At 57.2% G+C, this 13941-nt stretch carries 12 protein-coding genes and 1 pseudogene; 7 read left to right on the top strand and 6 right to left on the bottom strand.

What is annotated here, in order from left to right; genetic code table 11:
• Positions 1-113: 113 nt before the first annotated feature.
• Both HJB89_RS31235 and HJB89_RS31230 read right to left on the bottom strand, forming a co-directional pair.
• Entirely contained in the window at positions 114-611 is a 498-nt protein-coding gene (locus HJB89_RS31235; RefSeq protein ID WP_259672162.1) for a DUF899 domain-containing protein, read from the bottom strand.
• A gap of 476 nt (positions 612-1087) precedes the next feature.
• A complete protein-coding gene (locus tag HJB89_RS31230) occupies positions 1088-1417 on the bottom strand; it encodes a hypothetical protein (RefSeq protein WP_221150940.1) in 330 nt (109 codons plus the stop codon).
• 222 nt (positions 1418-1639) lie between these two features.
• Here HJB89_RS31230 and HJB89_RS31225 point away from each other — a divergent pair, with 222 nt between their 5' ends.
• From HJB89_RS31225 to HJB89_RS31205, 4 genes and pseudogenes are all read left to right on the top strand, one after another.
• Positions 1640-3814: an EAL domain-containing protein gene (locus HJB89_RS31225; protein WP_221150946.1), complete on the top strand. Its 2175-nt coding sequence runs from the start codon at positions 1640-1642 to the stop codon at positions 3812-3814.
• 154 nt (positions 3815-3968) lie between these two features.
• Positions 3969-4659 (top strand): annotated as a pseudogene (locus HJB89_RS31215) (aldolase/citrate lyase family protein); the annotation flags it as partial.
• Positions 4660-4689: 30 nt separating this feature from the next.
• Positions 4690-5430, top strand: a complete 741-nt coding sequence (locus HJB89_RS31210; RefSeq protein ID WP_311044386.1) for an alpha/beta hydrolase — start codon at positions 4690-4692, stop codon at positions 5428-5430.
• 342 nt (positions 5431-5772) lie between these two features.
• Positions 5773-6444: a hypothetical protein gene (locus HJB89_RS31205; protein WP_221150939.1), complete on the top strand. Its 672-nt coding sequence runs from the start codon at positions 5773-5775 to the stop codon at positions 6442-6444.
• Positions 6445-6796: 352 nt separating this feature from the next.
• Here HJB89_RS31205 and HJB89_RS31200 read toward each other — a convergent pair whose 3' ends face one another.
• On the bottom strand, positions 6797-6946 hold the full coding sequence (locus tag HJB89_RS31200; RefSeq protein WP_221150938.1) for a hypothetical protein: 150 nt from the start codon (positions 6944-6946) through the stop codon (positions 6797-6799).
• Between the two features lie 560 nt (positions 6947-7506).
• Between HJB89_RS31200 and HJB89_RS31195 the strand changes: the two genes are divergently transcribed.
• Positions 7507-7830 carry an AbrB/MazE/SpoVT family DNA-binding domain-containing protein gene (locus tag HJB89_RS31195; RefSeq protein ID WP_221150937.1) on the top strand — a complete coding sequence of 108 codons (324 nt, stop codon included), beginning with the start codon at positions 7507-7509 and terminating at the stop codon, positions 7828-7830.
• A complete protein-coding gene (locus HJB89_RS31190; RefSeq protein WP_311044385.1) occupies positions 7791-8204 on the top strand; it encodes a type II toxin-antitoxin system PemK/MazF family toxin in 414 nt (137 codons plus the stop codon). The genes HJB89_RS31195 and HJB89_RS31190 overlap by 40 nt, the downstream gene beginning before the upstream one ends.
• Before the next feature lie 301 nt (positions 8205-8505).
• Here the strand turns inward: HJB89_RS31190 and HJB89_RS31185 are convergent, their stop codons facing one another.
• The 3 genes from HJB89_RS31185 to HJB89_RS31175 all read right to left on the bottom strand — a co-directional run bounded on the left by HJB89_RS31185 (position 8506) and on the right by HJB89_RS31175 (position 11285).
• A complete protein-coding gene (locus HJB89_RS31185; protein WP_259672159.1) occupies positions 8506-9201 on the bottom strand; it encodes an alpha/beta hydrolase in 696 nt (231 codons plus the stop codon).
• A 12-nt stretch (positions 9202-9213) separates the two neighbouring features.
• Positions 9214-10125 (bottom strand): LysR family transcriptional regulator, encoded by a 912-nt coding sequence (locus tag HJB89_RS31180; protein ID WP_221150935.1) that lies wholly within the window; start codon positions 10123-10125, stop codon positions 9214-9216.
• A 251-nt stretch (positions 10126-10376) separates the two neighbouring features.
• Positions 10377-11285: an AraC family transcriptional regulator gene (locus HJB89_RS31175; protein WP_221150934.1), complete on the bottom strand. Its 909-nt coding sequence runs from the start codon at positions 11283-11285 to the stop codon at positions 10377-10379.
• Positions 11286-12899: 1614 nt separating this feature from the next.
• Between HJB89_RS31175 and HJB89_RS31170 the strand changes: the two genes are divergently transcribed.
• Entirely contained in the window at positions 12900-13694 is a 795-nt protein-coding gene (locus HJB89_RS31170) for a hypothetical protein (protein ID WP_221150933.1), read from the top strand.
• Positions 13695-13941 lie beyond the last annotated feature (247 nt).

The following is a 13941-nucleotide window of genomic DNA, read 5'->3' as shown; positions in this document are numbered from 1 at the left end:
AAGCCGATATGGCCAGAAAACCCGCCTCAATCGGCCAAAATCCCACCGCACGACAGCCAGTCTGTAAAAAAATCAGACCCACAGCAAGCAACTGCGCCAACGCAGAGCGAATTTCAGCAGCCTGCTAGGTCCCTTGCATAGTCGTCGCCAATGGTCTGAACGAAATCTAGGTCGCGCCAGCCGCGTTCGACGGCGAATGCACGCTGCCGATCCACAGGGCTGCGGCCGATGATCTTTAACGCGACCCGCTGCTTGATGTCCGCACCGTTGCCATTCGCTCCGCCGAGGAAGTTCGTGCACATGGGACAGGGCCGTTCGCGCTGCGTGCCGAACATCCAGAAGTACGTTACAAGCGCATCGTGATGCCCGAACAGGTCTGCCAGCCCGACTTCGGCGCCGTTCTCGTCCCTGAAGCGATAGTCCTTTTCGACGACCGGGCCCGGAGGCAGGCGCCGGCGCTGCTCCGCAAGCCTGGTGAGATGTCGTCGGACTTCGATCTCCTCGGCAAGCAGAGCCGTCCTTGCCTCGGCGTAGTCCGGAGTTTCATTCTTGAATCTGCTCGAACGTTTCGCGGCCAGTTCCTTCGCTGGTTTCAACTCGCCCATTTCCATGTGACTTTCCTCCCTTGATTCACACTGACCGCGTCGCGATTCAATCAGCCTTCTGGTGACGGTGACGGGTGCGTGTGATGATTTTCCACACCCCGACCTTTAGGAGACGTAAGAGGAGATCGGTTTTCGACAAGGACAGGGCCCTGGTGGTGCTGGGCCAATGAGATGCCGGGCCGCAGCCCTGCGCGAACCAAAAACATGATCACCCTCGATCACTAAAGATTCCGCGCCGCGAATTGCGGCGAGGGGGTCTGGACTTGCTAGAATGAGCCCGACGGACGTCGGAGTATGCTTTGGTTGCGTTCTGACCGTACGCGTCGCGCATGCCACTCCGCCGTTTTTCATCCAGTGTCCAAAGACAAGATCTCGCTTGTCGGAGATAAAGGAGGAATTCCTCGTGGTTTCCAAAGATCAGCCGTCTTTGTGGATGGCGTCCTAGTTCGGGGACCTGTCCGGTCCGCGTTCGATGATGTCGCCTAGGAATACAACACGATTGGCGTGAAAGGACTTTGGTGTGCAAGGACCGAGCGGCGGCTAAAGTTTTTGATGTGATCAGCGATCGCCACCGGGTACACCCGACACGTCTGGGGGATTTCGGACGCCGGGCGATGCTCGGCGCCATACAGGGACTCTGACACGTCCAGGAGTTCCGCGGCCCGATGCCGAAGGCCCGCGCGCCACACGTCGTCCTCCGGAACAAGCTTCAGCCAGAGGCGTCGAAGGACGTCGAACGAGGAGACCCCCGTCAAAACGACGACGGGGAATCCTTCGTGCTTGCCGTCCGGCAGGATCATGTCCTTGGTCAATTTTCTTCTCTCTCGCCGCCAACAGACGATGCTTGCAGCATTACCACTCAATCCTGGGCGGCAATACGCCTTAACCGAGCTTATTGCCCTCGGTGGTCCGGGAAACGGCGCCGGTGATCAGATCGAACGGCCGGGTCTGAAAGGAAGTGCTAACCAATCCCCTTCCGCGCGCTTTAACGCTCCCTGTTTTACGCTCTACGCACATAGAAGGACGTAATGCAGATGAATTGGCAGGCGCGGTCGCAGTGGGTTTTAAAATGGGTTCTCCCGGCAGCCACGTCCTTGATCATAGGGTGCGTCCTTTTTGGTACCCTCCAATGGGCCGCAGCGCAGACCGATGTGGTCGCGGAGGCCCGCCAGCGGGATCTCGTCAGACTGATCGTCTCGAAGATGCAGGCTAGCGTTGCTCATGATCAGGAAAGCGCGACAGTCTGGGACGACGCGGTTCGAAAAACCGACGCGCGGGATCTCGAATGGCTTCGGTCGAACCTCGGCGACTGGATGCACACCTATTTCGGACATGACGCGGCCATCGTACTTTCGGCCGACCATAGCCCGATCTACGAGTTCATTGCGCCCTCTGATAGCGAATTGACGCCGGATGATCTGCGTGTCGCTTATGCGCCGCTGGCGGATGCATTGCAGAAACGACTTGCTGCCAGCGACGGCGAAGGGGTCACGGACCGGGTGCTCTCAATCGGCGAAAGCGACCTTACATATGTAGGGCGCCACCCAGCGATTGTGAGCGTCAAGCCAATTGTCTCAGACACCGGCGACATCGAACAACAGCCGGGGGAGCAAAATCTACATGTGGCTGTGAGGTTCCTCGATCAAAGTTTCGCGTCCGAGATCGGAAAGGACTACCAATTTTCCGAAATGCAGTTCTCGAATGACGCTCCGACGGACGCGGAGCACTCATTCGTTCCGTTGAAGTCTCGTGCGGGCGCCGCTATCGGCTACTTCGCCTGGCGCCCATTTCGCCCAGGTGCGAGCGTGTTGGAAGCGACCCTGCCGGCGGTCGGCCTGGCCGCCGTTGCCATCTTCGTCGCGGCAAACCTGTTCGGGCGTGCGATCTGGAGACGCTCAGCACGCCTTGCCTCGAGTCGTGAGGAGCTCCAGCATCTCGCCTCGCGCGATCCGCTGACTGGCCTTTCCAACCGCGCTCATTTCAGCACCGAACTTGCCGCCCGGCTCGGCGCGGCTTCTCAGAACCAGAGCCACTGCGTGTTGTTCATAGACCTCGACCGGTTCAAAGCGGTCAATGATACTTTCGGGCATCCGACGGGAGACAAGCTCATCTCGCTGGTGGCCCAGCGCTTGAATGACACTATGTCGCCGGCAATCATCGGCCGCGTCGGAGGTGACGAATTCACCGTCCTGCTTCAAGAAGCCGACAGTCAGGTGGCCGCCGCCGCTTGCGCCCAGATCGTCCAGCACCTGCGGGAGCCTTTCGAGATAGATGGCGCCCATATCGTCATCGGTGCGAGCGTCGGAGCTGCGGTTGCTGTCGGCCCCGCGGATCCGTCGGAACTCACCCGTCAGGCCGACATAGCTCTCTATCACGCCAAGGCGGCTGGTCGAAACACTTTCGCGATCTTCGGCGGCCATATGGACGAGCTGCTGCGCAGGCGTCGGAAGCTTGAACACGACCTTCGGCTGGCGCTCGAGACAAGGTCTCAAATGGAGGTCTTTTATCAGCCGGTATATTCGGCGGAGCACAAGGGCCTGTCATCAATGGAAGCGCTTGCCCGCTGGAAGCATCCTGAAGAAGGTTTCATTGCTCCCGACATCTTCATCCCCATTGCCGAGGAAATCGGCCTTATCCATGAGGTCGGCGCCATCGTGCTCGAAGATGCTTGCAGTGTCATGGCGGACCTTCCTTCCACCTCTATGGCAATCAACGCCTCGGCGCTGGAACTCTGTTCCGACGGTTATCCTCTTCGTGTTTTGTCCAGATTGGCGAAATGGAACATCGATCCAAACAGACTGGAGATAGAAATCACCGAGTCTTTGGTTTTGGGTGGAGAAGGACATAGCGATGGGAACATTGCTGTGCTTCGAAATGCGGGTGTGCGTATCGCCATCGATGACTTCGGAACGGGATACTCCTCCTTCTCAAGGGTGCAGAACCTCGTGGTCGACAGGATCAAGATCGACAAGTCGTTCATCGATGCAGTGCAGGGAGAGAGCAGGCCATTGATCGAGGCGATGATTAATATGGCTCGAGCAAAAGGTCTTAAGACCACGGCTGAAGGGGTGGAAACGGACGAACAAAGTGATGCTTTAGTGGCCCTTGGGTGCGACAGCCTCCAAGGCTTTCTGATCTCGCGGCCTCTTCCCCGCGCGGCCGTTATCGATTTGTACAGCGTAAGCGGGAAGCGGGTATTCACTGCCTGAAGCGCGGCCCGCTCGAACTGCGCTCGGGGTACTCGGGCAAGGGAAGCGTTTCCAAGGCATTTAGCCAAGAAAGTCGCCAGGCGCCCTGCCAAGCCGGCCGCCGAGGCTTTAGCCATTGGGCATCGTCTCACGATATCGCGCCGTGCATCGGTCGGCTAGCGACGTCGTCGCTCCTGACTATCCGGTGTCGTCGGCGACACTGAACGAAGTGGCGCTGCGCAGGCCACCTGCCGAATCCATCGGGCGGTTCGACGCTCGTACAGCGGTGTGCAATCTGTCACGGGCCGACCGGAATCAGCCGCGCGGACTCGCCGAACTTCGGAGGCCAATACGCATATAAGCAGCTCCACGACTTTAAGACCGGTTCCCGCGTCAATGCCGTCATGAGCCCCTTCGCGCTGATCTCGTCTGGCGGCCGGAACTATCTTGGAGAAGCCGACGAGGAGATCGTGTGTTTCGCAATGATCGAAACGGCCGAGGCTCTCGACAAGCTCGAGGAGATCGCAACCACGCCGGGGCTCGACGGCATCTACATCGGTCCTGCGGATCTCACGATCGCGCTCACAGGAAAGAAGTACGCTCCGGGGTTCGACCGCGAGGAGCCCGAAATCATCGAGGCGATCGACCGGATTTTGAAGGCCTCCCATAGTGCCGGCATCAAGGCCGCGCTGCATTGCGGTTCTGCCAGCTACGCAGCCAGTGCTGCCAAATGTGGATTCGACCTGGTGACGGTTTCGAATGACGTCCGGCTGCTCGCCGGAGCGGCCGCTGCGAGCATCACTTCATTCAGATCCATCATGAAGGAGCAAGCGAAGGCGTCAGGGAACGCGAAGGGCGGTTATTGATATGATCTAACGAGTGCACGGCCGGCAAAGGTGATCGGCGAAGGCTCCATCCACGTCATTGCCCTTCATGGTTGGATGGGAGACCACCGTCTCTTCGAGCCCACCTTTCCATATTGGGATCGTCAGAAATTCACCGTCGCGTTCCTCGATTGTCGAGGATATGGCACCCGCTCTGGGGAGACGGGAAAATATATGGTGGAGGAGGTCGCACACGACGTTCGCGATCTTGCCAGGTCGCTCGGCTGGTCGCGGTATCATGTCATCGGACATTCGATGACCGGGATGACGGCGCAGCGCCTGACCGTTGATTTTCCAGAGGAAGTCCAGTCGATTATACTCGTCGCCGCGGTGCCTGCTTCTGGGGCCAAGATCACTGACGAGCGCCGTCAGCTTCTATTGGACGCCGTCGGCGACGGACAAGTCCGGAAGAAGTTGATCGACGTTAACACTGGGCATACCAGGGCACCAGAGTGGCTAGACGGACTTCGTGATCTTAGTCTGGTTGGGACGTCGCCCAAGCCGCTCCTCGCCTACATGTCTTCCTGGACCGGGACCGATTTCTCGCGCGAGGTCGTCTGCAACAAGACGCCGGTGCTCGCCGTGCTCGGCGGGAAGGATCCGGGAACGTCGGTTGAGCGGACGCACGAAACTGTTGCAACCTGGTATGGGAGCGTGGCCGTAAAGGTGCTTGTCGATGCTGGGCATTATCCAATGTACGAGGTGCCCGAGCAGTTCGTCGAACTCGTCTCGGAACATCTCGCGACGTTTTGACGCGTCCATGTCGAAAAGCAGAGCGGTCTGCCGTCTTTTGATAACTCACTCCTAGGTGGCCAGTCCGGCAGACTTCTGACGCGCCGCGTCCTGAAGGCCTCAGAGCGGGATAACACCTGGCGTACTCTGGGGTCGCCGCCGCTCGGAAACGTTGCGGGCGAAGGTCATCAAGCGGAGGTGAGGACCGCGTTGGGCATCGACCTTGAATCTACCATGTCGAGATCTCATCTTCGGGAGAGCATTCCTAATCGCTTTCAAGCGAGGCACACTGCAAAAGCCGGTACTGATTCCGTCCTGCGTGCGACCGATGCAAATCGCTTCTCGAACTTTACGAGGTAGGTGTTGACGCAGTTCTTCGAAACAACTCAGGGTATTATGTTCGTCGGAGCGATGATTGGGGCTGGCTGTTTCGCCGCCGGCACGATCGTACCTAACGCACTGCGGTGGGCGAGTGCTGAACGCGCGCGGGACCCGAAAGCCAACGCGCGTGGCGCAGCGATGCTGACAGCTCTGGCATTGGACGATTTTGTCGGCGCCGCTTACGCTGCCGTAAACGACACGCCTGAGTTCAATCCAGTCAACGACGGCGAGTTCGTCTTCCACACGCCCGATCCGGTTCTCGTCCTTCCACCGGCGCAGGACCTGAGCTTCCTCGGCGGGGAGCTCTTCAACGAGACTTTATGGCTATCGAACCGTATAACGAACTTGGGCAACGCGTTGGACAGTCTTGATCTCTCGGGTCCGGGATTCGACGGGTTCTTCGAGCGGCGTCAGGAGGGCTATGCGGTGCTTGCCGCGAAGGCCATGGACCTCATCGAGAGACTGCTCGCCGATTTCGATCTCAGTCTTCCGGAGAAGCCTGGCTACTACAGGCAGCGCGATGGATTTGCCTCTGTCGTACAAGGTGCTACCGAACGCCGCGCGGCCGGCACCAAGAAGACGGCAGCGAGGATTCAGGCCGCTGGTTCCAATATCACTCATCTTTTTCCTAAGACGGGCGAAGAAGGCGAGTGACGCCCGGAGCGCACGGCGCTGGAACCACATCTCGGTGGGGTTTCTTGGTTGTTGTTTATGACGTTTTGTCCGTGAACCGACGCGTTTCGCAATTCGGCCACGAAGGACGAGGGAAGCAGGTCGACTCCTTCTCGCAGTTACTCGGCACTTTCCTTCGCAAGTACAGGAGCGGCGGCTACGCGAATGCCGGCGGCGCAGCCAAAGCGGAGAGGTTAAAGCAGGGCGCTCGCGCGGACCTTTTTCAGGCAGGTTACTCTGGGCTGAGATAGATGACACAGCTATCGCGGCGCTTGGGGCGAATGCGCCGAAATGCCCGCCCCGCGGCGAAGTGCCGGGCCCGGCCGTCCTCGTTCTACACGACGACCTCGACGTCTGTCTCGCCGAGCGAGCTGTCGAAGACCGAGCGGTGGACGTGCAGCATCCTTCCGGACACGCCAGCGCGGCCATCATGAAGGAATGAGTCTGAACTGTGGACGAGGTCCATGATGGCGACGTCGGTCATCCAGCCGCTCGTCAACCCGTCAACCGGTCCCGCACCCAGCGGGAGGCCTGATGCGACCTGCCCCAAGCTATGCCGGACCGACTGCGTTAAGTGCCTGCGCCTATGTGGCGAGCGGGCAGTTTATGGCGCAGGGGAATGTCGCGGTGATCCGCGAGCGAAACGCAAGGCGGCGCGGGCTGACTTTTCTTCGCTTCGGGGCGGGGAAAGAGTGAAATGCGGCGGCGAAAATGGGCGCGGGCTGAGCTACTTGCTCAACTCTTGATTTTGGAACGGTGTATTACTATCAGTTGCCTACGAGGGGATGAGTCGCAATGAATTTTCTGGATGCGCTTTTAAAAAGCCAACAATTGTATTTGTGCTGAACGTGGTGGTTTCGCTAATGCTCATTCCAGCGGGTCACTTCCTATCCCGCTACCTATCTCGGCGCTCGCCCGACAAGTTTACGGCATTATGGAGCAATTGCCACAAGGTCAAGGATTGACCCTCACGCCCGATTGCGCATCTCGCTAACTACTCCTTCCGATGTTATATAAAAGTTCTACATCGATGAGGCGAAGCTAATGGCGACAACAAGAGGTCAATCGGCGAGGAAAGACTTTTCGACAACCTCGAAGCTAAAAAAGGCTGGCGGCTCGTTGGTCCTAATTGTACCGGCCGCTGCTCGCGACATGCTCGGTCTAACAGAGGGCCAAGAGATGATCGTTTCGGTAAAGGGAAGGCAGGTTATCGCCGAACCCGCATCGAGTGCCGTCAAAACAATGAAGGTGCGTCAACCCAAATATACGCTCGATGAATTGTTGGAGGGTTATGATGCCAACTCTTCTCGGTCTCCAGAAGAACAAGCGTGGATCAATGCACCTGCGGTAGGGAACGAAGTTTGGTAAGACCTAACATCCCAGCCCCTGGCGAAATCTGGTGGCTCGACATGCAGCCCTCTGCAGGGAAAGAGCAACGTGGACGTCACGCCGGACTCATTCTCTCAGCCTTTAAATTCAATATGGCTACGGGCTTTGCGTTCATCGCGCCAATAACCACGACGGGTAGCGCCTCTCGCGCCAACGGCTTTGCAGTGCAGTTTATCGGCGCGGGAACGAGCGTCACTGGTGTCATCCAAATCGATCAAGTAAAATCGATGGACTGGCGAAATTGGAATGCTGACAAGTCTCAAGACAAGGTGCCGGATGATGTCTTGGCGGAGGTGTTGGAACGGTTTGCACCCATCTTCGGTCTCGTCTTTGCGGTACCTGACCAAGAGTAGTTGCCGCGCCTGATGGCTGCCGACGCACTGTGGCTGTGGCTGAGGACGAGGCTCCAGAAAAGGAGCATTCCTTAGATCGGGTGACAGCAATTTTGGCTTTGTGGCATTTGCTCCATAATCCCGCGGATTTGCCCACTGATGTAAAGAATTCTACCTCCGTCACGAACCTCAATTTCGAATAGGTCGCTTGTTCGTTCCCTGACGGGTTGCGACGGGTATGCATGGTATCTCCTCACTTGCTCCTCATGTGAAAGAAGGCCGCCTAGCAGCGGCCCCCCCCAAACTGCAAGCTTGGCTTAAGTCACCGGTTCGCGACTGCGTCGGCGGCCCTCCGAATAACGTCGATGACGATGTCCGGCTGAGAGAGCATTGGGACATGGCTGCTATCTACTTCAGTCACCGTCGCGTTCATGCGCTTCGACACCCAACGCTGGAGATCCGGATGCACCGTGTGATCTTGAGTGGCCAGTATGTACCAGCTCGGCTTCGACTTCCACGAGATGTCGTCGGCGCCAAGCTTCTGCTGGAGGAACAAGTCGGCCACCGGCGCATAGTGCGTTGCCCAGACAAGCTTCTGCTCCTCCTTTTGAAGGTCTCCGGCGAAATGTTCGACGCCGCTCGGCAACATCCAGGCGCGGTTGTCGGCCGCCTCGACATGGTTGAAAATATCAGATGGAAATTTGTTGAGTTGATCCTGAACTGTTTCGCCCGCATCCGGCGCGACAGCAGCGATGAAAACCAGGCCCACGACCCGCTCATCGGTTCCGGCCGCCGTGATTGTGGCGCCGCCGTAGGAGTGACCGACAAGGAGTACGGGGCTACCTACACGATTGAGGGTTCGCTTCACTGCCGCGACATCCTCCAGGTAGGAGTCCAAGCCATACTGGACGGCGATGACTTCGTACCCATCGGCCTGCAATGCAGGAATTACCTTGCTGAAGCACGAGCCATCGGCCCAAATGCCATGGCAGAATACGATAGTTGGTTTCTTAGCCATCTTTATTTCCTCTCAATTCGCCGAAGCGGTTGTTGAAATATCCAAACTGCGCAGGGCGGCGCTCTCTCGCATGGACGCCAAAAAGCGGCCGATTACGGCGCACTCGGATTTCTGTGACCAGGCCAGGCTGAACTCGACGCGCGCGTTCTTCTCATCGATTGGCCTGAACTGAACGCCCGGAAAGCTGGCTTCTGATTGACTTTGCTGCGCCAGCGTAACGCCGAAACCTGCGGCGATCAGGCTGAACACGGTCTGCTTACCTGCTGGGATAGATTCCAGCGGCAGACCGATCCCCAACATTGATGCGTAGAATTCTCTCATGGCGTGGCTCTGTGCCCACTCCTGCACAAAGATTTTCTCCCCGTGAAAGTCGCTCCATTTCAGGTTCGGGCGGCTGGCAAGAGGATGATCCTGTGGAACCGCGGCCACCATCCGCTCTCGGTAGAGCGGCTCCATCACGATCTGGGGCCATGGTGCGAAGCTCGGGACCAAGGCAACATCGATGCGACGCGCTACAAGCTCAGTAAAAATCTCACGGTCTGAGAGCTCGTAGACGACAAACCTGACGCCCGGATGATCTCGTCGCCAATTCGCAAGCATGCTGCGCAGAGGCTCGCCAAGGGGAGGCGACCGGACTCCCAGGCGAAGCTCACCGACAATACCTCGCGCGGCGCCATCTGCCGCCGTCGCCACCGAATCCAAGCTGGCGAGCATACGCCGCGTCTCATCTAAAACAGTCTGCGCGGAGGCGGCGAGATGTACACCGTGACGGGTGCGCTCGAACAACGTGAGACCAAGGTCGTCTTCCAGGGTGCTGACGCTGCGCGTAAGGGTGGAGGTCGACACACCTAACCATGCCGCAGCCGCAGTGAAGCTGCCCCGATCAGCGACCTCGACGAAATACCTCAGCCCGGCAAGCTGCATGCAACAACCCTCGTGTCGCGGAGACCCGCGAGAAAATAATGTTAGGATGTGATCAGTTGCGGATCGACCCGTCGTTTACGGCGCTCGTTTTCGGCGCCGATAGGGACCGGTATCTGATGCGTATGTCGTATTCTGCATCGCTTGCCACTCCTCTGGCAGAAGTCGATTGATGCAGAAGATATCACACGAACTTTCGCATTGGTATGGAACACCATTGCTTCGTTTGGAACGACCTTGCGGGTCGAACACGACTATTTCTTCACGTGTTTCCGTCTGGATTTGCGGGCATACGCGCCGGGCGTCATTCCGACCGCCTTTCGAAATCGTCTCGTGAAGTGGCTCTGGTCTGAGAAGCCTGTCTGATATGCTATCTCGACCAACGGAAGTTCTGCCGCTTCGATCAGAGCCTTCGCCCGCTCGATCCTGAGGTTTTCGATATAGCGGCCAGGCGCTATGCCCGTTTCCAACTTGAACAAGCGGCTAAAATGGAATCGGCTGATCCCGGACATCGCTGCGAGTGTTGACAGGTCGGGATACGCACCGCGTACACCTTGTAGGCGCTCAATGACAAGATTGATCGCCTCGTGCCCGCTCTCCCCCCGAAGCAAGCCATGCGCGCCCGGCAGCCCAAGGCTATCTCCGAGGTGGAGGGCAAGAGCTTGGGCAAGATGGTGGAGGAATGCGGCACGCGAGCCTAGTCTTGCTTTGGACGTCTCTGAGAAAATGATGTTGCCAATATTCATGGCAGTTTCGTCGTTTGAGCGATGGTGTTGAGACTTTCGCTCCAGCTCTCGTTTTTCGCCAATCCGCTCGATTTCACCCGCCCATCGTGGATCAATCGCCGCCCTGAGTAGCGGTGGCAGTCCACCGGAGATACGAGTTATGCAGCCATGCGGAACAGTAATGACATCGCCTGCTCGGCAAGAGTTGCCGTTGCCAGCGGCGCTACCGACCTCGCAGCGGAAGGCGCGAGACGATCGCAGACAAATGATGACAGCGTCGTGATCGCACGAAGGAACGATGATTTCACTCGTGCCATCCAGGATGTCGAGATGCAGACCGCTAAAGGTCGTCCATGAGCCCGTCGTGATTGGACGCAGTCTCGTCAACGTGCGGAGTTCAGCTAATCCAATGAGTGTGTTCGTCGAACGAGTTTTCATGTTGGGAAGTGCAGCGTAGTCCTAGCAACTGAGGACCCGGCCAGTACGGATATTCTGTTCACTCGTCACGCCTGCAGGAAGGCAAGTCGTGTTGCTGGAAAGGCAACATTGAAATGGCGGAAGGTGGGGGACAGTGCGAAGCCGTCCACGACGGCGCCTGGAAGAGTTCCCCGAAAACGGAAGTCGAAAGCGCGACCGTCGATGGTAATCGGAGGGTGCAGCGGGCGCTACATGCGATTGTTCGTATCCACGCGGAAGCTGCCGCTGAAGTCCAGGAGGCCTCCCTACGTGCCGAGGGCACTTTGAGCCATAACACGGACACGAAAATGATATTCCCGGAGGCAGCCTCCTCACGCGTGCCGGATTTAATTGTCAGGAGCCAACGCTACAAACTTTTTGAGACTTTCAGGTCCACGGCTGTTTGAAATAGTGGGCCTTGATACCATTGCGGGTAAGCACAGTTGCAATAGCGCCGTCTATTCCCCCCGCACCGATGATTCTGGTACCCGGACAGGCGTCGTTGGACAGTGAGGAGGGCGCTGTCACGGTACACAAACCTCGGCGTCGCATAAACTAAGATGGATGGCTCTGCTCACGCCGATCGTTTGAGAATCGCTTGAGACCTCGAGTCAAAGTCACACACGGAGAGCACTAGCGAAGCAAACCGCTGCTGCCGAACTCTGCCCATCCGCTCAATCCACACACAGCTTCCTCAGCGTTCTGTTCGGTTGGCTTGGTCTTTTTTGTCTTCTTCAGCGAACGCGTCAGGTCGGGCTTGCGGCTGCGAATCTGAACAAACTGCCAGCTACCGACCGCAATCGGCACAATGTTTGAAGATTCCTAGCAATCCCAAAGCGAGCCCCGACGTCAAAAAAGAGCTTACCGCCACCGTGAAAGGCATGATCACGTAAAACTTCGCTTTCGCCGGCGCCAAGAATCCTCCTACGTAGACTTCTGGCCCGAAATCTTTGCTGAAATCGAATCCGTTCATGCGGTAGAAAACGATCGATCTGATGCACCAATACCAACTGCAAGCGCAAAGGCCGGCAAGGAAGCAAAAGGCAATCCACAAATTAAATCGCTCTTCACTCACTCAAGCTTCCCCATCCGTCTAGCCATCTTCGTCGAGTTCGTGCACCGGCGCCCAAAAGCCGCCCCCATGGCTCCGCTTTCACGAGTTTCAACCCAAATCACACCAAGGGTATTAATCACCAAATATACCGTTAAGGCTAAGCCTATCTGTCACAGACAAAGATATGTTCTTGTTGGAGAATAATAATGTCCGATTTGTATTGGGTCTTTTATTTTTTATATTCCTCTATTTTTTCTGGGGTGCGTTGATTCGTCATCTATATTCTGCTACTTTAAGTTATTGGGTTGAACGAAGAAATAGCAATCAGGGTTGGTAATATCTGATCGGGATCACGGCATCAGCGGTGGTAGCTGAACTCATAGACGTGTCTTCCGGCCGGTTGGTCCGAGTGCGGCGAGGCTTACGACATACGCGGAAACCGTCCGGAAAGGCGCGTAGGCAACTGCACAAAGCCCTGTCGTCGTCGCAGCATAGCAGATCTCATAATGAACGAGCCTGTGCGCAGGCCAAGGGAGGGAAACATGGCCGGTGAAATTCCCGAAGAAGTCGCAAATCTCCTTGATCCAACGATGGAAAGTGAGCTTTTCGACAAAGTCACGGTCGGCAAAGCCACATACTACTTTGTGAACCAACACGACAACGATAGCGGAGAGCAAGTAATTGTCCGAAGCGTGCCAGGCGAGTCTCCCCGCGTGGAAGAAGACATTCTGGCTGAGGACCAAGTTAGCGGTGCTCCCTCCGTTTTTTCCGACAAGTTGCAGGCTCAGTTAAGAGCCAATCGCGGCGACGATTTCGTGCCGCAATCAAGCCCAAGTGGCGGTCCAGTCCTTTCTCAATCTGAGCTCGATCGAACTCTTTCCGATCAGGCGGTAAAATGCGCTACGCGGCCGCGTATGAGTTCCGCGGATGCTCCGGGCACGCAACATGGAAATCTAGCTTGCGCCTGGGCCGTGAACCGCGTCACTGAGATGGCTCTCGGCAGAGAAATCGGAGGCGGACTGGCGACCGCCAGCATGGTAGTTGTCTTACGAAACAAGCACAAAAAGATAAACAGACCGGTTTCCGGGTGTGTCGTGATCTCGCCCACCGTGACCGCGGCCAACGGGCGCCGGAATATCGGACATGTCGGTATTGTCGGGGTCGTAGACGATTCCGATGATGAGGGAACAAAGATATACTCGAACAGCTCCGGCGCTGCAGAATTCCAACAGAACAAGACGCTCAAGTCGTGGATTGGACAATACAAGACCGGCAAAGGGCTTTCAGTGGAGTTCTACGAACTGGAACCAAGACTTTTCCCCAACGCTGGCGCCTAGCTACGAAGTCTCACCTCGGCCGCAAGGGCAGATCAAGCTTTACCGCAGGTCGCGTCTGCGTTGGTCGACCGTCACCTAATTCGGCGTTTTGCAAACTGCTAGCGATCGGGAGCAATCACGTGGTGCATGCTCGCAGTCTCAAAGGCATCCCATTCGTAGCCAAGCCCGATACCCGGCAGAAACCGTTTTCACAGATAGGCAGGACAGGATCGGTCGATGATCCAGGCCAAATGCTTAAGGGTTGGAC

It is taken from the genome of Rhizobium sp. NZLR8, from assembly GCF_019685025.1.
Lineage (GTDB): Bacteria > Pseudomonadota > Alphaproteobacteria > Rhizobiales > Rhizobiaceae > Rhizobium.
This window is presented reverse-complemented; position numbering and strand designations above follow the sequence as displayed.